Origin of the sequence: Parapedobacter sp. 2B3, assembly GCF_041925275.1 — a bacterium.
Lineage (GTDB): Bacteria > Bacteroidota > Bacteroidia > Sphingobacteriales > Sphingobacteriaceae > Parapedobacter > Parapedobacter pyrenivorans_A.
Map to the genome: position 1 here is coordinate 13158 of NZ_JBHEUZ010000009.1, position 26134 is coordinate 39291.

28 protein-coding genes are annotated in these 26134 nt (G+C 47.2%); 3 read left to right on the forward strand and 25 right to left on the reverse strand.

The annotated features are described in order from the left end of the window. Position 1: 1 nt before the first annotated feature. From ACEVG1_RS11320 to ACEVG1_RS11385, 14 genes are all read right to left on the reverse strand, one after another. Positions 2-1426: a PP2C family serine/threonine-protein phosphatase gene (locus ACEVG1_RS11320; protein ID WP_374743789.1), complete on the reverse strand. Its 1425-nt coding sequence runs from the start codon at positions 1424-1426 to the stop codon at positions 2-4. A gap of 3 nt (positions 1427-1429) precedes the next feature. Next, positions 1430-2473, reverse strand: coding sequence for a TerY-C metal binding domain-containing protein (locus tag ACEVG1_RS11325; protein WP_374743790.1), 1044 nt, complete (start codon positions 2471-2473; stop codon positions 1430-1432). Between the two features lie 18 nt (positions 2474-2491). Continuing rightward, entirely contained in the window at positions 2492-2722 is a 231-nt protein-coding gene (locus tag ACEVG1_RS11330) for a hypothetical protein (RefSeq protein WP_374743791.1), read from the reverse strand. 31 nt (positions 2723-2753) lie between these two features. Continuing rightward, the gene (locus tag ACEVG1_RS11335) at positions 2754-3392 is read right to left on the reverse strand and encodes a VWA domain-containing protein (protein WP_374743792.1); all 639 of its coding nucleotides are present in this window, start codon (positions 3390-3392) and stop codon (positions 2754-2756) included. Between the two features lie 210 nt (positions 3393-3602). Next, positions 3603-4241: a VWA domain-containing protein gene (locus tag ACEVG1_RS11340; RefSeq protein ID WP_374743793.1), complete on the reverse strand. Its 639-nt coding sequence runs from the start codon at positions 4239-4241 to the stop codon at positions 3603-3605. Between the two features lie 3 nt (positions 4242-4244). Next, on the reverse strand, positions 4245-4412 hold the full coding sequence (locus ACEVG1_RS11345) for a hypothetical protein (RefSeq protein WP_374743794.1): 168 nt from the start codon (positions 4410-4412) through the stop codon (positions 4245-4247). Positions 4413-4434: 22 nt separating this feature from the next. Further along, positions 4435-5046, reverse strand: coding sequence for a TerD family protein (locus tag ACEVG1_RS11350; protein ID WP_374743795.1), 612 nt, complete (start codon positions 5044-5046; stop codon positions 4435-4437). 6 nt (positions 5047-5052) lie between these two features. Then, positions 5053-5607 (reverse strand): TerD family protein, encoded by a 555-nt coding sequence (locus ACEVG1_RS11355; RefSeq protein ID WP_374743796.1) that lies wholly within the window; start codon positions 5605-5607, stop codon positions 5053-5055. Continuing rightward, entirely contained in the window at positions 5541-6413 is an 873-nt protein-coding gene (locus tag ACEVG1_RS11360) for a phosphoribosyltransferase family protein (RefSeq protein ID WP_374743797.1), read from the reverse strand. The genes ACEVG1_RS11355 and ACEVG1_RS11360 overlap by 67 nt, the downstream gene beginning before the upstream one ends. 4 nt (positions 6414-6417) lie before the next feature. Continuing rightward, positions 6418-7083: an HAD family hydrolase gene (locus ACEVG1_RS11365; RefSeq protein WP_374743798.1), complete on the reverse strand. Its 666-nt coding sequence runs from the start codon at positions 7081-7083 to the stop codon at positions 6418-6420. A 9-nt stretch (positions 7084-7092) separates the two neighbouring features. Then, on the reverse strand, positions 7093-7743 hold the full coding sequence (locus ACEVG1_RS11370) for a stress protein (protein ID WP_374743799.1): 651 nt from the start codon (positions 7741-7743) through the stop codon (positions 7093-7095). 6 nt (positions 7744-7749) lie between these two features. Continuing rightward, positions 7750-8325 carry a TerD family protein gene (locus ACEVG1_RS11375; RefSeq protein ID WP_374743800.1) on the reverse strand — a complete coding sequence of 192 codons (576 nt, stop codon included), beginning with the start codon at positions 8323-8325 and terminating at the stop codon, positions 7750-7752. Between the two features lie 663 nt (positions 8326-8988). Next, positions 8989-9654, reverse strand: a complete 666-nt coding sequence (locus tag ACEVG1_RS11380; protein WP_374743801.1) for a response regulator — start codon at positions 9652-9654, stop codon at positions 8989-8991. Positions 9655-9669: 15 nt separating this feature from the next. Next, the gene (locus ACEVG1_RS11385; RefSeq protein ID WP_374743802.1) at positions 9670-11361 is read right to left on the reverse strand and encodes an ATP-binding protein; all 1692 of its coding nucleotides are present in this window, start codon (positions 11359-11361) and stop codon (positions 9670-9672) included. 729 nt (positions 11362-12090) lie between these two features. Here ACEVG1_RS11385 and ACEVG1_RS11390 point away from each other — a divergent pair. Further along, on the forward strand, positions 12091-12987 hold the full coding sequence (locus ACEVG1_RS11390; protein WP_374743803.1) for a hypothetical protein: 897 nt from the start codon (positions 12091-12093) through the stop codon (positions 12985-12987). A gap of 39 nt (positions 12988-13026) precedes the next feature. On the opposite strand, the gene ACEVG1_RS11395 is transcribed toward ACEVG1_RS11390, so the two are convergent. Genes ACEVG1_RS11395 through ACEVG1_RS11425 form a run of 7 tightly spaced genes read right to left on the reverse strand, consistent with a single transcriptional unit; the run spans position 13027 to position 18819 of the window. Next, positions 13027-13980 carry a hypothetical protein gene (locus ACEVG1_RS11395; protein ID WP_374743804.1) on the reverse strand — a complete coding sequence of 318 codons (954 nt, stop codon included), beginning with the start codon at positions 13978-13980 and terminating at the stop codon, positions 13027-13029. Between the two features lie 7 nt (positions 13981-13987). Continuing rightward, positions 13988-14746, reverse strand: a complete 759-nt coding sequence (locus tag ACEVG1_RS11400; protein WP_374743805.1) for a hypothetical protein — start codon at positions 14744-14746, stop codon at positions 13988-13990. Beyond that, positions 14728-15078, reverse strand: coding sequence for a DUF4870 domain-containing protein (locus tag ACEVG1_RS11405; RefSeq protein ID WP_374743806.1), 351 nt, complete (start codon positions 15076-15078; stop codon positions 14728-14730). Before ACEVG1_RS11405 ends, ACEVG1_RS11400 begins: the two co-directional genes overlap by 19 nt. 24 nt (positions 15079-15102) lie before the next feature. Then, positions 15103-15894: a hypothetical protein gene (locus tag ACEVG1_RS11410; RefSeq protein ID WP_374743807.1), complete on the reverse strand. Its 792-nt coding sequence runs from the start codon at positions 15892-15894 to the stop codon at positions 15103-15105. Positions 15895-15907: 13 nt separating this feature from the next. After that, entirely contained in the window at positions 15908-16786 is an 879-nt protein-coding gene (locus tag ACEVG1_RS11415; protein ID WP_374743808.1) for a hypothetical protein, read from the reverse strand. Positions 16787-16790: 4 nt separating this feature from the next. Then, positions 16791-17474 (reverse strand): hypothetical protein, encoded by a 684-nt coding sequence (locus ACEVG1_RS11420; RefSeq protein WP_374743809.1) that lies wholly within the window; start codon positions 17472-17474, stop codon positions 16791-16793. A 13-nt stretch (positions 17475-17487) separates the two neighbouring features. After that, positions 17488-18819: an OmpA family protein gene (locus ACEVG1_RS11425; RefSeq protein WP_374743810.1), complete on the reverse strand. Its 1332-nt coding sequence runs from the start codon at positions 18817-18819 to the stop codon at positions 17488-17490. 105 nt (positions 18820-18924) lie between these two features. On the opposite strand from ACEVG1_RS11425, the gene ACEVG1_RS11430 reads away from it, so the two are divergent. Beyond that, positions 18925-19461, forward strand: coding sequence for an RNA polymerase sigma factor (locus tag ACEVG1_RS11430; protein WP_374743811.1), 537 nt, complete (start codon positions 18925-18927; stop codon positions 19459-19461). A 1-nt stretch (position 19462) separates the two neighbouring features. Beyond that, positions 19463-20167, forward strand: a complete 705-nt coding sequence (locus ACEVG1_RS11435) for a hypothetical protein (protein WP_374743812.1) — start codon at positions 19463-19465, stop codon at positions 20165-20167. Here the strand turns inward: ACEVG1_RS11435 and ACEVG1_RS11440 are convergent. The 4 genes from ACEVG1_RS11440 to ACEVG1_RS11455 form a co-directional block, all read right to left on the reverse strand. Continuing rightward, complete coding sequence (locus tag ACEVG1_RS11440) at positions 20150-22669, reverse strand: CHAT domain-containing protein (protein ID WP_374743813.1); 2520 nt, start codon at positions 22667-22669, stop codon at positions 20150-20152. The genes ACEVG1_RS11435 and ACEVG1_RS11440 overlap by 18 nt on opposite strands. 294 nt (positions 22670-22963) lie before the next feature. After that, on the reverse strand, positions 22964-23200 hold the full coding sequence (locus tag ACEVG1_RS11445) for a hypothetical protein (protein WP_374743814.1): 237 nt from the start codon (positions 23198-23200) through the stop codon (positions 22964-22966). 198 nt (positions 23201-23398) lie between these two features. After that, positions 23399-24769, reverse strand: coding sequence for a sugar porter family MFS transporter (locus ACEVG1_RS11450; RefSeq protein ID WP_374743815.1), 1371 nt, complete (start codon positions 24767-24769; stop codon positions 23399-23401). 27 nt (positions 24770-24796) lie between these two features. After that, entirely contained in the window at positions 24797-26134 is a 1338-nt protein-coding gene (locus ACEVG1_RS11455; protein ID WP_374743816.1) for a sedoheptulokinase, read from the reverse strand.

The following is a 26134-nucleotide window of genomic DNA, read 5'->3' on the forward strand; positions in this document are numbered from 1 at the left end:
TTTAATAGACTATTGCCAATGTTCTGTCATCATGGTTGCCTTTGCTCCAAAAGTCCAACCATTGCAAAAGTTTCTTTTCTATTCCATCATTTTGTACAAAATCCACTTTTATCTTATCTTCATTTTCGCCGTCCAGGTCTTGTAAAAAGCCTGTCCAGATCGTGACATCTTCCAATTTATTTTCAGTGACAAACTTGGGGTCATAAATACCGTCCGTCATCAAAAACAGTTTATCAAAATCCTCGAATCTGTTTATCGAAAACCTACTCCCCATAGTAGGATTATTAAAAATTTCGGGCATCGTGATAAAACGTGTCCCTCCGCCAAATTCACCTACATCCAATGTGTTTAACAGCTTTACATCCTGATTGGCGTTCAATACAACATTTATCGGGCAGTCGCCTACTCCGAAAGTCAATGCCACATACCCGAAATCAAATTTCTTGCACAGCGCAAAAATCAATGTGGTATTCAAATCTTTGAGGTTAATTTCTTCCTGCTTCGCAAAATCAATCATTTGCGTGTGCAGATTGCGCACCTCTTTGTAGAGCGCATTGATAATGGAAGATTTATATTTCAGTTTTTCATCTTCGGGTTGGGTAGCTTCGGTTTCTGTCTGTAATACAGTTTCTTCCGTTGTTTCTTTTTCTGTAAAATAGGCAACAACATCAGCAGTAAGACTTTTCAAGATTTCTTCATTCGCAAAACTATCGGCCATCAATTCCGTTGCCAATTTTGAACCTTGCCTTGCATACTTGGCCGAACCTGCACCATCTGCAACCGCCACAATAGCCCATCCGTCCACTAATTGCCTGACACAAAAATCGTCATCTCTAAAACTGCCTTCGTGCGCGTGCGAACGTCCTCGTTTTGATGCTATTACAATCTTTTTATCTAAGAAATCACCGGCAAAAACAGCTTCATCTGGTTTGGTGTATCTTGCTCCCTGGTCACTCGCCTTGTTCAGCCACAAATCTTTCGGATCCGCATTGACGATAAACGGAATAATTTTGATGTCCTCACTTTTGTTTTCATCTATCTGGTTATAGAAAATAAGATGCAAATCGACCGTATTAGCAACTGTCGGTGTTCCAAATATGCGATTAGTTTCAGCATCAAACTGCAATCCGATAGTAGCGAGATTACGAATTTCTTTGATGGCGATATTCGGAAATTCCTGCAAGTCAATCGTATAATCATACTCCTTCTTTGCATTGGCATTCGCTATGGACAAATGCTTTTCCTTAAATTCTTCTTTTTCTCTATACATGTCGAAGATTTCAATGATTTGATTTTTAATACCCGAAACTGACTTCGCCAACTCCGCTATTTTGGCATTTTCAATCAATTTAGCAATCGTGTTATTGGCGATCTTATTCAGCTCGATGCTGTTTTCGGCTAATATTTGCTTTAGAAGTGCTTCCATTGGCTATCCAAGTGTTCTGTTAATATCAAATCCGCTCTCTCCACGTCCGTAATAACCTGTATTTCCGCACCATGGACAAGTCGCTTCGCCATCGCCCGAAATACAATGAATACCCCCGCAAATACAATGGGCTATGCCTATCTGATTACCGCAGCAAGGACAACTTGGATTTCCATACAATTCATCCGAGGAAATTTTAAGGGAATAATCTTTGTCGGTTGAATATTCTTTGTACAGCTTTTCATCGATTTTATACGCGCCCTCCAATCTGAAAACCCGTGTCTGAAAATCCGCAATGCCCGAATATTCCGAAGATTGCTTAAACTTTACCAAGTACAGTTTGTCTGTCTGTGAACATTTACCATTCAGCACCACAAAATTTTCATCGGGAATGGTATGTTTTTTCGATAAATCTATTTTCTCGACCACTTCCGAATTAACTTTGCTTAGATTGATACCGCCCAAATTTGTGCTGTTGATATTTTCGCTGGTCGCTTTGATAGAGGCCGTTACCCATTTGAAAAACTCCTTGTAAGAATTAGCATCAGTATTATTAAACCGCAATACATTGTCGGACAGTTTCCCCAACAAATTGTAATTGGTGTTTTCTCCAATGGAAATTGCCACCAGATTGGTTTTCCTCCGGTAATTGGCGTTCCAACGTTCGATTTCGTTATCGGTATTATCGGTAGGAATACCATCCGTAAACAGAAATACAATCGGTTTCCAGTCACCCTTCTGCTCATAAGTGGCTTTGGTTACTTCTTTGTCAATAGCATTCATCAATTCATTCATACCACTTGACAAGGATGTACCGCTACCAATCGGAATTTTCGCAGGATAAAACGTAATCACATCCTGCAAAGGTGTAATCACTTTACCCTTTCCCGCAAAACCGATAATAGAAACCCAAACAGTTTCCAAGGCGTATGGGTCGGTTTTCAGTTCTTTGATAATGGTTGCAATCCCATCCTGTACTTGTTCGATCGGTTCGCCAACCATTGATTCGGAAACGTCAATTAAAAAGTATATGGGTAATCTTCTCATTTATTAATATTTAAGATATTATGCTAAAAATCCTTTTATTGCTGCTCCAAGAAGTCCAAGTGTTATAAAGAATGCACTAATAGACCACCCAAGTTTTTTCATAAAAAGTTCATATCTGCTGTTAACATAATGATCTCTTCTTGAAAGAAAATAACCAGCATATTTCCAGCTAAAAAAGGCCATTAATGAGGAGATTGTGAAAATAACCCCTATTAGCAAAACCGCTAATATTTCATTTGGATGTGTCATATAAGTTTTTTTTAGTTCAATATTCAAACCTTTACACAACAATGTTTAATTCACTTGGCGGAGGTGGCAAAGTCATCGATTCGCCCGTACCTTGCGATTTACTACCCATTTCTATTGAAGAACTTACCCATTTAAAGAAGGTGGTCAGTGTATTCGAATCGGTGGTATCGAGTTTCACGACGTCATCCGTTAGCTCCTTCAAAAAACTGACTTCTGCTTTCGGCCCGGCTGCACAACCGACAATCATACCAAAATCCAGTCTCTTTACTTTCGGAATAAACACTCGGTATTTTTGCAAATCAGAGGGTTTTCCGTCCGTGAAAATGAATAGTAATGGCTTCCAATCGCCTTTGCGTTCGATAGTACCTTTTATCAGTTCTCTGTTGACCAAACTGCACATCATTTCCAATGCCTGTCCCGTATGCGTAGGTCCACTTTCAGGACATTGAATTTCCACAGGTTGAAAACTTGCCAAATCCGTCAACGGCACAATGTTTTGCACTTCTCTGTCAAAAGTAACCACGCTGATATGCAACGAATCCATCGCTTGCGGGTCGGTACGTAGCATATTAACCAAGCCATTAAAACCATTGTTTAGGGCTTGGATAGGCTCGCCACGCATCGAACCCGAAGTGTCCAATAGGAAATAGGCTAATAGTCTTCTGTTCATCAAGAGTTAATTAATTTCATTATCAGATTTGCCACAACGAGAATCAAAAAGAACAGCCCAATAACTTTCCAAACTGTTATTTTCTTTTTGAATATTTTAAGGATTAATAATGCTAATCCAATTATAAATGCTACTACAACGAGTATTAAAATGATTTCTGAAGCCCCAAGACTACTTAATATCAATCCGTTTTTCATATTATATTCTTATTTACGCTACAATTACTAATTCAGACGGTGGCGGAGGCAATTGGTCTAAGCCTGTTACTTCTTTTCCCGATTCTTCTACTTTGGTCGAAGATGTCGAGATAGAAGCCGTTACCCATTGGAAAAATTTAGAAATACTTTCCGAATCGGCATTATCCAATCGCACTACGGATTCTGTAATTTGTCTAAGTACCGCGTCATCAGCCCCACTTCCCGCTGCACAACCTACAATCAAACCTTTATTTACCGATTTCAACTTCTTTAATCCCGATTGCCAATCATCGGTCGGAATACCATCGGTCATAATAAAGGTCATAGGCTTCCAATCGCCTTTTTGCTCTAAAGTGGTTTTTGTGATCTCGGTTTGCAACTTGTCCGCCAACAAACTCAATGCTGAACCCAAAGCTGTTACCCCTTGAGCCTTAATATCCACCATTTGAAAAGAAGCCAAATCCGTCAACGGAACAACTTGTTTGGCATCGCTGTCAAATGTGATAATACTTACATACGCAGTTTCAATAGCTTGTGGGTTTTGCCGTAAAGAATGCATCATCATTTGTACGCCATTTTTTACGGCTTCAATAGGTTCTCCGGTCATGGAACCAGAAGTATCCAATAGTAGATATACGGGTAATCTTCTCATCGTTTATTTCTTTTTAAAAAGCATATCCAGAATCAGTTTTCCCATTTTTCTTTCAATCCCAGCCTTTGAGGTAGGGATGCCTGTTTTCTTCGCAAAACTTTGTTTTGTCGCAGTCACACCCAAAGCTAGTTTCCAGGAGAATGAAAAACCATATTTCTTTCTATTTGTCATTTAGATTATATTCGATTATTCTTTATAGATAATTCTGCTGTACAGTTCTGACTGTTTCTTCCAGTTTTCTGTCTTTGGTCGGTTCGCCAATAGCATTGAATTTCCACTCATTGCTTCTTTTGTAAAAAACACCCATTACCATAGAGACGTGCCCTGCAAAGCCTTCTCCTTTTGCAATATTATACGTTGCAAAAACGTCGTTTACCCTCGTAGGTGTTCCTTCGTAAATGCGTATGGAAGCAAATGGAATTGTTCCAAAATCGTGTCCCCGGAAACTATTCAGAACAAAAGCTACGTATTCCACAGATGAATGCAGTCTCGAAAAATCCAATGTGATGATTTCATTATCTAAGCCGTCATCGCCGTCCATATCACCTGTCAAATCATCGCCACTATGTTTTATAGCGCCATCTTTTGATTTTAAGTTTCCAAAATAAACGACATCTAACACATTTTTACCGGCATCTAATAATGCACAGCTTGCGTCCAAATCCACGGCTTCTTTTGATATACCGCCAAGCCATCCCTTTTTCTCTATTGCTCCCCAGTTTACGCCAACACATATATTTTGAAGAATAGCGCCGTTGTCCTTTTTAAGGTTAATTCTTTGACCTTTTTGTAGATTGATTGCCATAACTGATTAATTGTATTTATTTAAATAGTCTTCCAACCCACCTTTCATTCCTACACCAACAGCTTCAAATTTCCATTCTCCGTTTCTTCTATAAATTCTTCCGAATTCTACCGCAGTCTCAATAGAAAAATCTTCTTCTAACTCATATTTCAACAATTCCTGATTGGACGAAGCGTCTACAATGCGGATAAATGAATTACGTACCTGGCCAAAATTCTGACTTCTGACATCAGCTTCGTGAATGGTTATGACAATACAAATTTCAGTTGCATGATTTTCTATTTTTGACAGATCGACAATGATCTGTTCATCATCACCGTCACCATCCCCCGTTAGATTATCTCCGGTATGAATGACCGCATCATTCGGAGATTTTAAGTTATTGTAGAAAACAAAATGTTGGTCTGATAGCATCTTTTTGTTTTCACCAAGAATAAAAACCGAAGCGTCCAAATCGAATGCACTTCCGGTGGCGGAACTATTTGTGTCCCATCCTAATCCAACAATAAATTTTGGAGCATTGATATTTTCTCTCTGCCCTTTTTGTAAGTTGATTGCCATAGCTTATGATTTATTTTTGTTATGTTATATTGATATTCTTCAATGCGATGATAATTATTGCTGATAGCCAGATTTAAAAGTTTGGTCAGCTGTACCGATGAAATATGATGAAGCATCCTATCAAAATCTGCATTGTCCATCAGTAAAATGTATTTCACTATTCTTGTATTGAATTGGAAAAAGGCACCATTTAAAACCTCTATAAGTTTGTCCACGGTTTGTATAGCAAAGTAATTGTAATGGTTTTCGATATTCGGATGAATGTCAGAACTCATTAATTCCGCATAATAGATGAAGACAAACGTACCTGACACATCAAATTGCGCTAATATTTTATTCACTGTCTTTTCGTGACTCCCGGTAATTTTTATATCGTCAATAAACAGACAGAATTTACCATCGACAAAATGCTTGTCTATGTAGTAGGTATCATTGGCAATCAAATTCATCCGCTGTTCAAAATCCATATTTCCATAGTCCTGAACATAGGTTTGATTGCGATAAATCTTACTTTCGATACAGGCCTTTTTACCATTATTATATAAAAATCGATTCAGATTTTCTTTAAAATAGGAACACAAGAAGTTGGATGCAGTAGGAATAGCAGAATAAGGACTTGGGAACAATATGATTTCCGTTTGCTCCAGTAATAAACTACCATATTCCGTTATGAACTCCTGAAACAGTTCTTCAGCAAATTTTTTAGCATAAAATGTATCTCCAAATTTGAACCGGCTGTATTCCGATTTATTAAATGGACAATTTTCCTTTTGATATATTTTGTGTAAACTAAATCTATGTGCCATCAGGTCAATTGTTAATTAATACCGACTGAAAGCCAATATTTCTTGCCCCTGCCAAATCTGCTGTTTCGCTGTCCCCTATATGTACGATATCTCTCCTCGTTATTGTTTTAAAGGCGCTTATCTTTTTATACGTCAGCTCAAACATCTCCTTGTTCGGTTTTGAATACCCTGTTTCGTCTGAATACAATTGGAAAGAAAAGAATGGCGTTAATTCATAATGATCTAAGATTTGTCGTAATGTCTTACCATAAATAAATCCTGTGTTACTCATTATACTCATTGTTTTGCCATGAATGTTTATTTCTTTCATCGTATGATGGATTTCAGGATACACCAGCACCGGTTTATATTCAAAAAACAACTCCTCGCTTATTTGACAAAATTCCAAAACCTTGTCATTCCGAACATTCGCCATATCAACTCCCAACTGGTTCAAAATCAGCAGATAGATTGCATTTCTATCAAAATGCACACCTGTTGTTTCACCTATTTTATTGCTCAATACGTCATAATAGCGTACAACAGCCTGTACCTGTTCAAGACTTAGAGAGACCGAAAAAAAATCTTTCAATAATTCATCTCTTTTTCTCTTATACAATGGATTAGATCTAATGAGTGTAAGCCATAAATCAAAAGAAAAGTGTTGATATAGGGAGATATCGATTTTCATCTTATGGATTTATTTAGAGCCAGCAGTCCATCTCATTCCCCAATCGTACTTTTTATCACAATCGGCATGTGAATCATGAAAAGTGACCAGTTTTTTTACACCAATTGAACTGGGGGTAAAAAGGACTTCCGCTATAGCACAAAATTTATAATAGCTTCTTTGTTTTCCCATTTCTACTTCTATGTCAGGGTTTCCGGGAACTTTTACCGTCACGACAGCATTCGTTTCTTGCCATTTAGCTACCCCGTCATAGATGAAACAGTAGATAACCATTCTTTTTATATCCTTAATTCCTTGAGGATTAACGATAATATTTTCGCCCGAACCGCTACCTGCCCCCCTATCGTCCCCAGTATGCCAAATCCAAGGAATGGCTGTATATCTACCTTGCCGGGTCAATTTATTTTTAGGTCCCCCATGTCCTTTTGAAAATTGCAATCCGTCTATTACCGTTTTTTCACCATTATTTAATTCATAAAAGCACCCGAGGTCCAAGTCAATATCCTGATTAAATAAACTGGCGAGAAATCCCTTTTTACTTCCTTTAGACCAATTGAGGTTAATGATGATTTCCTGTGTAAAGCTTTCTTTTTTAGAAAGATCAATAAAATGTGTATCTCCCTGTTTTTCTAGCGTAATTTTCTGTAGATTTATTGCCATAATTGACTATTTTATAATTTGACCGTTATAATATTTTGATAAGAAGAAAGCCAAATCTTCTTTGTAACCGATTCCCGAAGCCTCGAATTTCCATTGTTGGTTTCTTTTGTAAAGCCTTCCAAATTCTACCGCAGTTTCGATAGAAAAATCTTCCCCTAATTCGTATTTTGCCACTTCCTGTCCGTTGCTGTCATCCACGATGCGTATGTAGGAATTACGAACCTGACCGTAGTTCTGCTTTCTTACTATGGCTTCATGGATAGTTACCACAAATAAGATTTCGTTGATACGAGCGTCAACTTTCGATAAATCCACTTCAATGCTTTCATCGTCTCCGTCTGCGCTGTTGCCTCCAGTTGGATCATCTCCTGTGTGATGTAATGCTCCATCCAGAGAATTGGTATTACCATAAAAAACAAAAAATGATTCATTCGGAATTTGCCGTCTTTCGTCGATCATAAATGCAGAGGCATCTAAATCGAAGTCATACCCTGTTCCTTCATTCGGATCCCACCCTAAACCAATGGTCATTTTGCTAAGACCAATGTTAATTTTCTGACCTTTTTGTAAGTTTATCGCCATTGTAGTTTTTAATTTTTATCAATATCCTCTATTATATACACGAAATTTAATCTCTTAAAACAGAGAGCTTTTCTTAGTCATTTTTATTTCTCACTAACCTTCTATTCTCATAGCTGGCAAGTTAAAGCACGCTATCATTGCGGTAATTAACACCCCAAAAATACCTTGCAGGAAAATCTTGCTTATACGGTTTCCCGTAATCCCTCCTAAAAACTTTGCAATACTTTTGTCTGGTAATAGGCCAAGGCAAGCTAAGGCTGATGAAGTTGACATTTGATCAATCGATTCCTATATGCCGCCGCGAAGCCCCTATACGGCGGGTAATACATGCAAAAAGCGTGGGACTTTAACCGATGTTCGCCTGGATGGTACCTGAGAAGACCCACACAACGAACAGGCTAAAGCCCACGCTTCCGCATGAGCAGTAACACTATCCGTTCCCTTGTGTTTGAAATTTCTCAGGTTTCTCCAGGGGGAACTTTTAGCTAACGCTTATTTATAACTTCGATTTTCCTTTTTTCCGATATTATCTGATGTTGGTCTATTGCAAACATAGCCAAATTCGACATTCTACACAATAATCGCCATACATTTTTACATGCTTCTCCCATTCAAACACCCAGCCGGTTATTCGCGCCCCATCCCAAGATAAAGCAAATTGGGCTAAATCAACCCGATATCCTTGCAATACGCAACCAACTGCTCGTTTTTGGAAAAATCGAATGCCTCTTTCATTGCATTGAGGCGCTTCTCCACACTGCTCAGGCTGGACGGCCGAATGTTCTTCTGCTGTAGATAGATGGGAATATCCTTTTGTAGCAGGCCTTGAGACAACAGTGAGATGATGGCTACATCAAACTCACTGAACTCGTATGCATTGGTTTCTCTAACAACCTGTTTTAAATCGGGAGATAAATACGTTCTATGCTGGTAAACCGCCTGCAGCGCTTCTTTCAAGTGCTGCGCATCACGCCGTGCCTTCCGCACATAACCGTCTATGGGCAGTGCTTTAAACAGCGCATCCACCACGGCCGACCGCCCTTCTGCCGAAAACACGATGATTTTGAGACCGGGTTGGATGGCTTTCACGGCCGGGATGAGCTCTTCCCCGCTCCGCAGCCGCTGGGCATAACTATCCTCCTCGAACGAGAGGTCAGTAATCAGCAGCTCATACGGCTGGCCATTCCGAACGGCGTTACTGATCCACGATAAGGCATCGTCGCAATAATACACATATCGGGCATCCGCAACGCCTAGTTCCTCCAGTGTTTTACGTACAGAGATATTGGTGCTCTCATGGTCTTCGGCAATCAATACTTTTTTAAACATCTGTCATCGATTTTCTTAAGCGATCGGGAGATTCACGTCTATTCTCAGTCCTTTTTCTCCCCCGCTCACAAAGGTAAGTTGCCCACCAAGACGCTCAATACGGGAACCCGTATTGACCAATCCGTTCCCCTTTTTAAAGGAATGCGGCAGCCCTACCCCATTATCACTATATAAGATGTACAGCTGGTCCGCCGTTTTTTGAAACCGCACTACCACGTCCGTGGCATCACTGTGCTTCCGCATATTGACCATCAATTCCTGCAAAACATGGCCAACCTCTGCCTGTACCTCCGTCCCGATGTCTTGCCACAACTCGGGCGTGTTACCGACTATGATGACTTTGGTGGACTCCGTAGCGAACGATTTGAGCAGGTCGGCGATCCACTCGTGCCCCCCGTGCAGCACACCGGCAGGTTCATCGGTTTCGTAAGAGATATCACGCGATTTTTCATACATCTCCTCTAACCGATCAAGTATACCCTCCCTGTCTACCTGCTCCTGATTCTCCACTTCGGCCATCACACGGTATATACCATTGGCAACAACATCATGTATTTTCTTGGAAGTTTTGAGCCGATGGGCATTAATGCGGTTTTGCGCTTCGAGTGCCAACCGTTGCGCCCGTTTCCGATGCCAGAAAATACCTCCTCCAGCCGCCAGCATCATCAACGCGATGGCCGCACCGATCCACATCCGTTGCCGCGTCATTTGGTATACTTTCTCGGCGTTTTCCTTTTGCAGCCTAAGGTTATCCGCCTTATTCTTTTCCACTTCGTAGCGGATAAGCGCAAATTGGTTTTTGGCAGCAGCACGGGCGAGCTGGATACTGTCAGTAAGAATTTTGTAGGTTTCAAAGTAGTGCTTTGCAGAATCAGACGAACTAAGGCGTATAAGCCGGTAGAGCGCACGAATTTGATCATCGGCATGTTTGGCAGCTATTGACGTAGCATGTAGTTTGCGCGCGTAGTATATTGCTGAATCGGGATACCGATCGACATAATAATCACTCAAATGCAGGTAACTTGACCCCAGTCCCGACAGGTCGCCATTTCTCTCGCGGATGTGCAACGCCGTTAAAAAATCGGGTGCCGCATCGTATTGGGGATCCTGACGCCAACGGGCAAGCGCTAAATTTGTCAACAGCCGGGCATAACTGCCGGATTGGCGATCGGCTCCTTCTTGTATGGATTCATAGATGGCTATTGCTTTGCCAAATTCTCCTTGGTTGTGTAATGCTCGGGCTTTATTAGTTAAATAGGTAAGCTCAGTAAGCGAGTCGCTGGCGTAGCGAAGGGCCAAATCATAAAAAGCGATGGCACGGTCATATGACTTTAAATAAAAGGTAGCGATACCGATATTGTTATAGATAGCAGATAGGTATTGGGCGTGAGACGGTGCAGCGATCTTGAAAAACGACAGTGCCTCTAGCGATGTTTCCTGAGCCCCATAATAGTCACCATGGTTGCTTTGCATGATGGCCATCTGCAAAAGGCAATAACCGGCACGAAGACTATCCCGATTATCGGCAAAAATTTCCTTGGCCTTGCCAAACGCAGCAAAAGCACTATCAACTTTGCCCTGCTCCGAAAACGCAAGTGCCTCGGCGTAAAAATCATTCTCAAGGTTGCCTTCCTCCATTGTCTTGTCGGGAACAGTACACGACAATAAAATGAAGAAGAGCATGTACTGTAAGGGTATGCTTTTCAATCAAGTCATAATTTTCGCCTAAAACTAATTAAAAAATAAGGAATAACCCACTCCGCTTATAGGAAAAGAGGCTGTCCTTTTCGAGAGACAGCCTCTTAAACTATACACCTTAAGCAGTTTCAAAATTAAGGTGCCGGAGTGGGCGGGGGCGGTGGAGGTGGAGGTACCGTCTGCCCAGTGTCGCCACTATGATCATCATCATGGCCATTGGTAGATTGTGCCGTTGGTTGGCCATTGCCCGCAGACGAACCCGACGGAGAACCCAGCCCAAGCAAAAGGGCTAAAATAATATACCACATGTTTCAAAAAATTTGAAGTCAAAAACTGGGTAGGCCAGGCGCACCGCGCGCATGGTTACTACCATGGTTTCAGAAGGCCTTCTGAATTTTTTGGGAAGTGGTGAGATTCCATTACGGGTGCTGGCAACTGCTTCCCAAACCGGCTACCGGCCACCGTAACTTCTTCTCGGTTTGAAATCGGTTTTGTATCTTTATCCCAGTAAGGGACCAATAGCTACTTGAACTGATTTCGGAAGCAAACATACAACACACAACATGTTATATATCAGATATTTCCGATGTTTCCAATCTTTCCTTCGTCCTTCCGGATTTTCCTACAGGTTTCCGGAATTTCCGATTGATTTCCGAGGCGTTTCCGGGGCAGTACCTGCTATTTCCCATTACGGTTTACCGTATTTCCGCGTGGGCCGGTTGACTTAATTTTGAAGCGATGTTTGAAGAATTTAAACAAGAAGTACTAGCAGCCTACCTCGCGATGCGGGATGGACACGTGTTACCCCTAGATTTGGAAAACCTGACGCGAAATGGCCTAAAACGCCATGCACAACGCATACTCGCCGACAGGTACGACCGGAAAGATGACGAGGTTATCCGGCAATTCTTCGATCCACAAAATGGGCGCGCAACCCACGAAGAGCGCATTGAACATTTCGAATTGGATGGGTTTAGGCCGCTGGTCCTATTTATGCAGGAGCGGACGAGAAATCCGCATGAACGGGTTGTAAAAATTCTCGCTTGGCTGATTGATTTCGAGCCGAGGCCATATGCAGAATGGCAAAGGATGAGGCATGGCGAACGCGAGGCGACGAATGACAGCGAAGTGGCCCCCGGAGGACATCAAACGGCAGGTACCGAAATCGGGGGCGATAAACTAAAACCCGAAGGGCCTACCCTGCCACCGGATCCAGAGCCCGGCACAACCAAAGTTCCACAAATCAAGCGCGTATGGTATTTCGTAGGTACCGCTATATTATTATTGTCCGGTATGACCGTCTATTTCGTGATATGCCGCCCCGAATGCCTGGATAAGCAATGTATGCATTGGTTCAACGACCGCTATGTGGCCGTTTGTTGCGGCAAGCAACTACCGGGAGTTACCGTGGTGGCCCTCAATCCACACGAACTGGAGCATTTCAGGAAAATAACCCGAACAGATACACTGACGGCCGCACATGCCAATAAAGTATGGTACTCCAAAATCGACAATAACGTTGAATTTTTCACAGCTCCGGCGGCCCATCACCCCGTATATCGAGATCGATCCCTAAAAGCCGCCACCGTAGGTATTATAGAGAAATATGCGGGGCGGCATCGGCGTAGTGATTGAGCGCGCAAAACTTCCGCTGGTTGCCAAAGTCGCTTCCGACTAAAAGCCGGGCACAGAAAACGGCGTGTACCCTGTCGGGTCAAAGCTATATTCGCCATCCTCGATGCCGGTAACTGCTATCGCAAATCCGCTACCGGTAAGTTTATACATCAGATAAGTCACTCCGTTTACCTGAATATACCCCACGTTAAAGAAGCCCACGCACGCAAACTCCTCGGGCGGCAGCAGTACGTCGGTAGCTGGCACGAGCCATATGTTCATTTGCGCGCCATCATCGTCCGTACCGGTATATTCCTCCGCGTACAGTGCTGTTTGCAGGAACCGTTCGCGTTTGCCCGTCTTCTTGAAATCGCGATGGAAACGCTCAAGGTTCTCCACATCTTCCGGCGATACGCCGTAGGTCATCCCGATGGGCATATCCATAACCCATTTCTTTCCCTCAGGATCGACCATGTAGGTTTTCATAACGCGGTGCTGCATGAATGCATCCACGCGCACAGCCCCTTCCAGCGGGGCCATCGCCTGGAAGGATTCGTTGGGCATAAACGCCTCGCCCTGCTTGATGTTCAGGAAAAAATAGCCGGTATAGGCCTCCCCGTCGGCATTGGCCGTAAAACTGATCCGCTTGGTGTTGTTCGGAAATGCAAAACACCCATGGTCAAGTACGTATTGCTTGAAATCAAAACCCTCGCCGAATTGCGCCGCTCCCGCACCGCTGTATTTCCGGTCAATGGATTCGAGCGACTGGCCCTCCTCGATCACTGGTGCGCAATCCACCAATACGAGCACTGCCCCGGTTTCAGCAGCCGCAAAGAAATTGTTCTTATTCAACAGCTGATCGATCTCAGCGCGCGTTAGGGCTACCGAGTAAAACGTGCAGCCCGCTTCAGCAACACATGTTGCCACCGTCTCGGTTTTGATGACCTCACTCTCTTTCGATTTGCAGCTAAGTGCCATCACCACGCAAACCATTAGTCCGGTTCTAACATGCATTATCGCTTTATTTATTGTCATAATCCTCTAAGTTTATTTCATAATAGTTATCTGAAATCGCGGTCAGCCGATGGCGTACACGGTGTGTCCCCGATTCGGTATCGGCGGCAACCTCGATTTTACCGGCCGGCACATGGGGCATGAAGTGCACCGGCAGTTTGGCGTCGGCGATCCGTCTATTGAAATAGACAAGTGCACGCATATCCACCGTGGTATCGGCCAGCCAAACCATGCTGCGCTCTTCCGTTTGCTGGTAATCCACCTGATAGGCTACGGCTTGCAGGGTAGGCCAGCCGTAGTCGTTTTCACCAAAAGCGCGCGTGTCCCCGACGGGTTGCAGCCACCCGGCGGGCCCGGCTTCGGGCTGGGGAAAATCGAGCGTATCACGCAGTAAGGTACGACGCCCCCCTTCATCGCGATAAGCGGTGATGTACTCGCCCGTAGGCAGCGCCAGCACCCAATCGGCCATTTCGTCTGTACCGCCGTATGTTTCAGCAGTAAGCAGCCAAGCGCCCGTGCTATCGTCCTGGTAAACCGTCATCTCGCCGGATCGGCCGTGTTCGCCTTCAGGTATCCACGTGTTTTCATAGTCCCAGTGCCACGAATGGTAAAACGTATATTTCCCTTGGATTGGTGGATGATCGGCCTCTACGGAAGCCACCGAGGCAGCTGGCGAGGCAAGCGCAGCGGCAGACTGCCGCGCTTCGGGCAAACTGCACGCGCTAGCAAGCAGCCCGAGCCCCATTACTAAACGGACTTGAACCATTCCTGATAATATTTTCCCATTACAGGTACCGCCTTTTCCTGCCCGTTGAGGGCGGCGATTAACCCCATCACCCAGCAAACGAACAGGAAGATTACCCCCACGATGCAGACAATCCACCCGAGGATAGGGATAATGTTAATCATGCCCAGGGCCAGGCCGGTGAGCATAATACCGAGGCTCTGCCGGATATGGTAGGCGGCAAACGGCTGTTTCTTTTCGTTGTTCATCACAAACGCTGCGATAAGCCCGATCAACGTAAGGTATGCGATGATGGCGATGGATTTGTCTGGTTGCTGCTCTCCGGCTACGGATTGCAATTGGTTGTTCTCCATGGTTTATTTCTATGTATGTTTTTCTTAGTTGCAGGCATCCAGTAGTCTTCGGGCCAGTTCAATGGCCACGGCCTTGTTTTCGTCGTCCGTGTCTTTGGCATCCACCTGCAGGTCGAATTTCACGCCGTTTTCCAGTACCACCAACTCCCGGGTCTCCACATTCCAAACAGCAGCATCGCCCAGTCCCTCCACCTTGCGGTAGCCCTCGGCCACTTTCTTAAAGGCATCACGAAGCACTCCCGTGGCTTGTTTGGCTGTTTTCTTGTCTACACCCTGCTTCTCCAGGTTGCCCAGCGCTTCCTGCGCATCCGGGTCGGCAACTTTCCCTTCGTGCATGTCTTCCAGCACCTCGTCAACCAAGGCATCCTCTTCCGTCGTCAACGCGCGATAGGAATCGTTGAACTGCTTCAGCGACATCGCTTTGATGCTACCCAGCTGCACATTATCCTTAAACGGAAGCGTATAGCCACCCCGCTCGCGCACACGTTGGTTGTCGAACGTGTAATTGACGCTGTGGTGTTCGGGTTTCATGATTTTCGTGTATTTCACGTCCATCTTGCTTTCGTCAAACCCCGTCAGCGCCAACACCATGTCTTTGGTGAGCAACTCGTCGTATTTTTCCTGGTAAGCTAGTAGGCATTTGTTCCCCCCGGACGCATCCGGGTCTGCCTCACGGCGTTTCTCGGCGGTTGCGATGGCATCGTTGATGTCAATGCCGCCGATTTTCCCACCGTCGCTCTTGTTGCTTCCTTCGCCGCAGGCGCTGACCGCCAAGCCCATGGCGACCATCGGAATCAGGAATGTGTTTTTGTTCATGGGTTTTCTATCGTTAGTTGTTTTTGGATTTCACAGGTAACAATTCATCCGGGTTGCCCTTGGATTTGACCGGGAGCAGGTCATCGTTCTGTCCCTTGGACTTCACGGGTAATAAATCATCCGCGGGGTCACCTTTCGACCGGACCGGAAGCAGGTCATCCTCCTCCGTTTCACCGAGTGGGTCCCCAGCCTCTTCACCGTCCGCCGCCATGCAGGCAAACGATACCGGCACGGTAACATGGCACGGATCATGCGCCGGAACGGTTACCGTGATCTCGAAAGCCCCCTCAATCAATTCATCGTTTACGATGGTTGCATTATACACCAACTTCATCGGGCTCGCCATCCCTCCACCGAAATCCATCACGCCCCGGAACCGGTTGGGCGCCACGGTTACCCAGCGCATATTGGCGTTGTCCAGCAAAAACTCAGGCCGGAAAGGCTTGGGAAACCTGATGGCACCCGCCTGCTGAATACCCTGTATACGGCTCACGTATGTCCCTACATCCACCACACAGGGCGACGCTACCGGCGTGCCGGTGCCCCCCTCCCATTTACCATCCCTGGGCTGCACCTGCGGATCGAACAGGTATATCATCGTATAGCCGTCGCCGCCATACAAGCGATCCAGCTCACTACGCGTCAGTTCGCGTTCAATGTAGGTCTTCCAATCGCCTCCCACCTTCGCATGCACCAGCAGGTCGTCATTGCCAATGGAAGAATACACGTTATCGGTGCCTAAAACCACGTCCATTTCTTCGCCCGTCACATCCAGCAACCGGAAGGTACACCCTTCTCCGGAGATGCACGTTGCCTGCAATACGTTGTCTTTTCCGTGAGCCGCGGCCATTGTTAAAAGTCCAACGGCCAACATTGTCGATAAAACCTTCATCTTTTTATTGATTATCAAAAACCAATTGAGCAAACGCAATCGCCTTCTTTTTATTTACTTCGGGATCATCCCCGAAGTTCGTGGTAACAGTAAACGCTACGCCATCTGCATACACATGAAGTACCTGCGTGGGCATTTCCCACACGGCGGCATCACCGACACCTTCGAGCGGCTGCAGCGATAGGCTTTTCGCCGTTTCGGCGAGATAGTTGGCCTGCGCAATCGCTACATCGGCATCTACCGACTCATCATTTACCAGTGCATCGATGGCTGCCTTGATACCTACCGACGTGCCGTACCGCTGGTTGAAGGTTTCCATATCCATGGCTTCGATGTTGGCCAAGCCGACCGAATGGTGCCTGAGTACGCTCACCGCCTCGCCCGAAAGCGTGGTAAAGGATATGGTGCCCGGTGCCTCCCAATGGAAAGCCATTTTTTTTAGCGCGGGGTCCTTGTCATAATCTTCCACATGCCGTGCAATGCGTTCCGCGGGGATACCGGCCCACTCAGCGATATCACCGACGGCAATTAGTTGATCGGGATGCCCAGCGGCAGCCAGCAACGCAGCACCGTCAAATGACGAAGGAACCTCTGCTTTGTTTGCATTTCCCGCACAAGAAATGGCCATGCTCCCGCCCAACAGTAAGGCCGCGAGCCACTGCGGTGTACGATTGAAAATTCGTTTCATGGCTAACCAGCGGTTACTGTTGAATAAATTCCACGCGCCTGTTCTGTGCCTTACCGGCAGCCGTCGCATTGGATTCCACGGGTTCCGTTTCACCCTTACCATCGCTGGTAAAGCGCGACGCATCCAGTCCGAACTCGTTGACCAGCGCATTTTTCACGGATGCCGCGCGGCGGATAGACAGCGCCAGATTGGCTTCTTCCGCACCATCACTGTCGGTGTGGCCCACAATGTGGAAGTTGCCGGGCATTTCGCCGATGGCGTTGGCGATTTCATTCAAGGTAGCCCATGATTCGGGCTTGATACGCGCTGAATTAACGTCGAAATAAATCGTGCGGGAAATAAATTTCTTCTCGGCGGCGATTTCCTTGTTCACTGCTTTGGCAGTTACCGCACCGCCGCCGCCCACACGGATGTTGGTGATATACGTGCCATCGCCCCACATATTGTTTGCAAAAACCAACCCGTATGGTCCCGGTTTGGGAAGTCCATTGGGCAGGTCGATGTATTGGGTCTCGTTTACGTACAGGGCAATGGCTTTACCCTTCCGGGCGATGGAAACACGGTTCACCTCCCCATTCAGCCACCCATCCCGGTAGGTGCTATCGTGCAGCGTCATTTCTTCTTGCGAAAGATTGCCATCGTATTCCATCTTTGCGCCAAGGTTCAGCGAGCCTCCTCCTCCCGATGGATGGATATCCAATATAAGTTGTGGATCGGCGCTAAACCACTGATCGTAGGCGGCTCGATCGGTCATCTTTTGGACAATCACGACTTTCAGCCCGCTCATCATTTCGCTCATCGTTTCCGGATCGGCATACATATCAAACTCAATGGTAAAATTATCCGGAAAATCATTGAATGCATTCGGGAAACTCAGCCCTTCCGTCGGTGTGCGGAGCCACCTGTCCGCACTGCCGGCAATGGTGGTAATCGCCGGTTCACCTTTCGCGCCGGTAACCGTCCATTGTGCAGGGCCGCTACCCAAGGAGGTGTTTGCAAAATCCTCGAAAAACAGCGTCTTTTCGCCCGGCACGAAATCAAAATCGCGGTAAGTGCTGAAATCGGTATCGTCACCATCCGATGCGCCACCACCTGACGACTGCTTCCCGGGCGATTTTTTCGTACCCGAGGCACCTCCCTCTTCGCTTTTCTCCTTTTTCTTCTTGAATATCGATCCATCGAAGATTTTATCCAACGTATTGTCTACCTTCTGATCGATCTTGTCCTCGGTTTTCCGGATCGTGGTTTCCTTGGTTCGGTTTACAACGCGCTCACCCACCGATTCCTGGGCCAAAACCAGCTGGGCAATCAGTAAGACGGGCAATGCAAGCAATTTTCCTTTCATGGCAAATACAATTATTTTTCCATTAGTGTGCCGCCCGATGAAAAGTAAACATGCTGCCTAAAAAAAATTGAAACTTTTGTTTACTTTGCCGCCGATCAACTACTAATGGAAAAAGACAGCGTTCTTCTTGATGGATTGAAAAATGGCTCGGATCGTACAGTTATCCGGATATATGACGCTTATAAAGCCGACTTTATCCGTTTTGCGGCAAGGTACCCGCTAGCGTCTGAAGAGGTAACGGATGTTTACCAAGATGCCGTGACCGTACTTTGGGAACACGCCCAGCGGGGCCGGCTGGATGCCCTGAAGAGCAGTATCAAAACCTACCTGTTTGGCGTAGGCAAATACATGCTGTTAAACCGGCTGAAAAAGACAGCGAAGCAGCAGACCCTCACGGACGATGTCGCAGAAATACCCGACCAGCTGTACGATGAATCCCTTCATCAGGAACGGGTGGAATCGCTTCGGGTGGGTTTTCAGCAGTTGGGCGAACAATGCCGTACCATTTTACGGCTATTTTATTACGAAGGAAAGAAACTGGACGAGATCCAGGCACAACTGGGTTATACCAACAAGGATGTATTGAAAAGCCAGAAATCACGCTGTCTCAAACAGCTGAAGGAACTAACAAAAGGGAAATGATATGAAGCACGAAGAGCTGATAACGGGATATTTCGAAGGCACACTCACGGCCGAACAGCAACGGGCGTTTGAGCAACTGTTGGTAACGGATGCCGCTTTTGCCCGGGAAGTCGAGTTCCAGCGGGAGGTACGGCAGGCCATCGTGCTAAACGAACGGGCACAATTGAAACAGTTGCTTCGCAACCATGAGCAAACGAAGCACAACGCCACCCCCCGTTTACGCTGGTGGCTCGGTGCGGCAGCTGCGGTTTTACTCGTAGTTGGCGGCACCTGGCTATGGCTGCGCACATCATCGGCACCCGTCCTCTACGCGGCATACTACCAAGCTTATCCCAATACGGTCTTACCAACGGTACGGGGTGGCGCATCCGAATCCACCGCACAAGCGGCCTTCCGCGCTTATGACCGGGCGGACTATGCCAACGCAGAGAAATCGTTCGAGACGCTGTACCGGGATACCGGCGAAGCCTATGCATTGCTCTATCGAGGGGTTTCCCTCCTCGAACTGGGTCGCTTTGCCGATGCCGATTCGGTGCTCGCGCAATACCCGGCACATCAACCCCTGCACGGCTATGCATGCTGGTACCGGGCACTGGCCTTGTTGCGGCTGGGCGAACGTGCGCAAGCGCACGAATTATTGCGAGAATTGGCCCAAGGTACCACCCCCCTCGGCCAGACCGCCCGCGAATTATTGTCGCGGTTGTAGCCGGCGGCGGCGATATACCAGCCAAAGGGCCACCAGCATAGCTAACGCCACCAGCACGCCGATGCCTATCCAAGCCACCCCCTGTCGGGGAGGCACGACCAGCGGCGAATCGTCACCATTGACCACGAAACCTGCCCAGAAAAACGGGTGCCGTTTCATCGGATTGCTTTTAATAAAGGTACGCTTCGCCCGGGCCATCGCCGATGACTTATCGAGCCCCCGGGCAATCCCCTCATAAAAAGACGTCATAATTTCGGCCGTTTCCTTATCCGGCGCCTGCCATAAGCTCACCACCGTGCTTGCCACGCCGGCATAGGCAAACGCGCGAGACAAGCTCATCACGCCCTCGCCCTTCACCAATTTGCCGTTCCCGGTATTGCAGGCGCTAAGCACCGCCATGCGGGCGGGGATATGGAGGGCATGCAATTCTGAAAAATACAGTTTTTCCGATCCATTGAACACCAGGCACGACTCACTGAAATCATCCTCATAAAAAAAAGAATGCATGGCAAAGTGCAGAACGTCATAGTCGGCACGTCGGTCAAGAAACGCGCGCTTGGTCGCCTCGCCAGCCATGAAACGGTCGCCACCGAAAATCGCAGCAACACGCCCGGCTTCCTCGCGGGCATGCCGTAGGTCGTTAACCTGATAATTCGGCGAAAAAACGCCCATCCGTACGGCTTCGAGCGTAGGGAACGAGGCCTGTCGGTGCAACAGCCAGACCGGGAGCGAATACGCGTAGCTTATGGCATGGGTTTCACCGACAAATTTCCCGTGGCGGGCATCATACAAACTCTCAAAGGGAATATAATTCAGGAAATTATCAGGAATCAGGGTCGTGATGTTACCCACGTGGTCGCCAAGAAGCACCCGGCGCAGCGAATCCGATAACTGCTCGTATCCCGCCGCCAGTCCGCGGAGCGCCGTGGCATATCTGAACACCGATGCCTTGAGCGAATCCACGCCGGCAATACGCAATACCGTGGCACCGTCCGCAGTAATCTGCGCCCGGTATACATACTCGCTGGCTACATGAAATTTCACCATCGATTCGTCCGGTTCCAGTGCGGCCAAAACCTCGCGCACGTCAAAGGCCCGAGCCGCATCCCGCCCCTGAGACTCCTTCCGCACCCGTAGTTTCTTTTCAAACTCCCTAATCAGGTGTTGCGAGGCATTTTGCTCAATCAGGCTGAGGTAATCCATTGCCGCGCCCGGCTCATCCATGCTCAAGGTAAGCAACCCTTCCATGATTTGGAGGTGCAGGTTGTCGATCAGGTCGGTATACTCGCCCTTCAAATAGTACCGATTGAACATCCCTGCCGACGCCTGGTATAAATTCGCTGCCTTGCGGAAGGTTTCCTCACGGCCATCACGGAGGTAACTGCCATACAGTATCCGTGAGCTCTCGGTAAGCACGCGGATAAAGGTATAAGAAGAAAGGTCGCCCAAATCGGCTGCCCTTAGTTCCAAAAGCGGGATGGGCCGGCCCGCTTGGTTTCGAATGATTTCCCCGATCGATACCTCTACCAACTGCCGGGCTTCCTCCCACCTACCCATCCCACTGAAGATCATCGCTTTGATGGTTTGCACTGCGTATTTGCTGGCCGAAAACGAATCGAATGCCATGTTTTCTTCTGCCCGGAGCACATAGGTCAATGCCTGTTCGTATTGCTCCATCCGATGGTATACCGAGGCGAGCTTTGCATAGCAAACCAGCCGGTAAAACGGGCTGTTATACGCGTCCGCTATGGGCAGCGCTTGTTGCGCAAACCTTATGGTAAGCGAATCATCGCCTTGCTCATAAGCATCATCAAACAGGATCTTATAGGCTGCCAGAACGATACCTAAATCGTCGATTTCCCGGTGCATGGTATCCACATAGGCATACGCCGTTTCCAAGTGCCCCTGGGCCGCCAGCACCCGTACGTTTCCGAGTAGGTGCATATTTCGCGATTTGCGATACAACGGATGCCGGGGCGAAGATTGTCCAACTCGGTAATAATGTCCATAAAATCGGCTATTCATCCGCCCCCTTATCGTGTCGGCAGCTTTCAAATCACCATAGCCGATCAGTTCGAACGTCAGGTTCTGGTAGCCCGAAATGAGGTTGTCCACGCCATGGTCGTCCAATTCGATGGATTCCCATACCTCCACGGCCCTGCGGAAATAATCCAGCGAATAATACGGAACATAGAGATTCCCATAGGAATAGGCCAGGTCATTGTACAACAATCCCAGCAGCTGGTCGGGATCGCCGGTGCTATCCCGATACAGCTTCAGCGCCTTTTCATAAAGCAACACAGCACTGGAATCATCGCCTTGGCCGCTGGCAGTCAATCCAGCTTGGTGCAGGGAGTCTGCTTGGGCCCTCCATCCGTAGCGCTTGTGGTCCAGGCCAGTATCGTTTGCCTGCCATAGCCAGCCAACGAGCACCATTACGATTACCCCCACTTTCAAGCCGCTTCCCTCCCCATGATCAACAACCTGAAAAGGGGACTCCATTCAACGGCATAGGTAACGAACGAATACATGGCAGCCAGCTTATTTACGTCTGCCAATTTACAAAAAGTTCAGGAAGGATTCTGCATTTCGAAACAACGTCAGCGAATCCATCGCAAGCACTGTTTCTCGTGGCAAACCAGATAAATGAGCTTCCAACCATCCAGGTTAATCGGGCTGCCGTAGCTCTATTTTACGCAGTTGCCGTTCGCTTTCCGCGTCCCAGTACGCACAGTCCAGTTCAATGAAGCCAAAATGCTCATGTGCTTCAACAGGCACATCCATATCAATCAGGCTTCAATCGGGGTTGGTCTTATCGTCATCCGCTAATGCTTCGAAGATATCGCGTGTGGATTGTTGCTTGATAATATCGCCTGTATGAATGGAATCCAATGAATCGGGCCGGGCTGACACCGGGGTTTGCATGGAATCGGGGGTTGGGCCTGCAGGTGCAGAAGTATGCACATAGTCCAGCACGAAAAACAGGCCGAATAACACAACTATGCCAATAGCTACTAAATAGGAAACTTTCATCGCTGGGTATTTCGGGCTAAAATACTTATAAAAAAGCGATGCCCTATTTACGGTAACGATTGAGCATGATGGTATAACTTTAGATGGTTTGCCACAAATTTGTGCGGCTCAGAGCCACCCTGTGCCGATAGCTAACAGCTAATATAGCGCTTTTCTTTTTTATCTCAATTTTCGTGACACTACTGCAATCCATGTGACTTACAACGACCGCGCCGACTTGCCCTGCCGCCAATGGTCCTCTATCTCTTCCAACGACTTTCCTTTGGTCTCCGGGATGTAAAAATAGCCCCACAATAATCCAATCACGCATACCAGCGCGTAGCTCCAAAACGTATAGGCTACGCCCAGCGTATTTACCAGCTTTAGGAATGTAAAGGCCACAATCGCATTAAATCCCCAATGGGCCAGCGAGCCCACGCTCATGCCCAGGCTTCTGGTACGGAGCGGAAAGATTTCGGAGATTAACAACCAACCGAGTGGTGCTAGGCTGATGGCGATGAAGATGATAAACGCAATGATGCTGCCGGCAGCGTAATAGGGCAGCATGTCGCCCAGCTGCTCGCCGAAATGGAAGCTTATGCCCAGCACCGCCAACGACGGGATCATCCCGCAGATACCAATCAGGAAGAGTTTACGCCGCCCCCAACGGTCGAGCATGATAACGGAAAACGCACATGCCGCTACGTTGGCCGCGCCGATGATAATAGCCGGTATGATGGAGGCCGTATTGCTCACAATACCTGCCATTTTGAAAATCGTGGGCGAATAGTAGATGATCGTATTCACACCGGAAAATTGCTGGAAAAAGAAAATCATCACGGTGATGGATAGTGGTATCCGGAGCCACGGTTTAAACAGCTCCTTCACACCCGCGTTATTCCGCGACACTGTGAGATCGTATTGCACGTCTTGTATAATTTGCTGCGCTTGGTCTTTGCTTTCGATTTGCTCCAGAATGGCGCGCCCTTTTTCCAGCTTATTTTTGGAAATCAGCCACCGGGGTGATTCGGGAAGGAAAAACATCCCGATCAGCAGGGCAATGGCGGGATATATCCCCACCATAAACATGGCCCGCCAAGATTCGAGATCCTGGTCGTTAGACAGCCAGTAGTCGGTAATGTAAGACGCTAAAATGCCGATGGTAATCATGAGCTGATTGAGCGTTACCAATCCGCCCCGGTATTTCTTCGGCGAGATTTCGGCGATATACATCGGCACGACATAGGAGGTAATGCCAATGGCAATACCAATGACCATCCGCATGATAATCAGTTCGGTAATGCTGGAAGCGTACGCACATCCCAAAGACGCGCCGAAGAAAATGATGGCGTTGACGATGATCATTTTCTTTCTTCCCAGTATTTCGGTGACACCACCGCTCGCAATTGCACCAATGATAGCGCCAAGCAGTACCGAGGTGGTCAGCCATTCCAACTGACTATCGGTGAGCGTCCAATGTTCCTGCAAAAACGGCAACGCACCGGAAATGACGCCGGTATCAAATCCGAATAGCAGACCACCGATGGCCGCTACCGTAGCGATAAACAATACAATCCGGGGAATTTTCATAATAGGAACAATTGAATAAGTTGGAAATTAAGCGTTTTGAATGATTTGATTACGATCGAAACCGGATAGGGCATTCAGGCAAGCGCCGAATGCGGCTTCTTCATCATATGGCGAAAAAATAAGGGCGGTTTTAAATTGCTCTTCGAAAGCACGGCATAACAACGGATTCCGTTTGAGCGCATTGCCCGAACCTACGAGTACCGACTTGGCATTGCGCACCTCGTCAGGAAGCGCCTGGTAGAATTGGTAGAGTTCGCGGCATATGCCTTTCAAAAGCCCGATAATCAGGTTATCGGGTGTGAAGTTGTGGGTAGAAATGTTTTCGATATACCCCCGCTTGTCCGGCGCGGAGCGCGTACCGTCAAAAAGTGTTTCCACAATGGGCAGATCAACGGAATCGTCCTTGTAGTTAACGGACGTCATAATCTGATAAAAATCAAGCCCTTCCGGCGGATATCCGATAAATTTCGCTACCGTGTCTTCAAAAAACGTACGCAACATGGCGAAGGCTTGCCCTCCGCACAATGCCGCCCCCACCAGCATATACCCACCGCCCGGAAACGGACGGGTCTCAATACCGGGTATCTTCAGGTAGCTGTCCGAAAAGACGGAAACTTGGCTACTGGTCCCTACGGTCACATGGATGGCCTGGCTTAAGTTGCTTACCGAACCTAGAAATGCCGCCTGATTATCTCCAATCGCCATATAAACGGGTGTACCCCGGTAGAGACCACAGGAAACCGTCGATTCTGCCAGCTGCGGAAGTAACGCGCTATCGATACCTACTTTGGCCAATCCGGCATGGTCGAAGCTCAAGTGCTCCACATCAAACAACCCAAGACCGGCACCGTTGGAATAATCGGTAACGGGCGTTGTCCGATCCACCAGCTTCATCACCACAAAATCCATGATGGTACAGATTTTACTAACCCCGTCGGGCACCAGGTCGTTGCGGCAGTTGTAAAAATGAGTGGCTAGCCCGAAACCGGAGGGCACGGCATGGCCCGTTGATTCGGAAAGAAACGCGGAATACGTCATGCCGGTTTTATAGCGCAAATTCGCACGGCCATCCTGCCATGTATATAGCGGGCTGATGGCATCGCCTTCCCGATCTACATAGAGTATACCGTGCATCTGGCCTGTAATGCCGATTCCCCGAATCGTCGCATACCGCACCGAAAAATCATCAATGATCTTGCGAACAATTTCCAGGATCCGCATCGGGTCTTGCGCCCGCTCCCAACGTTTCACCGAGTAGATGCCGGCATCATTGGGTATGGTTACGGATTCTATTTCACGGCTTTCGGCCGCATAAACAACACCACTGACCGAGCTGGTACCGATATCTATTCCAATAAAGTGCAT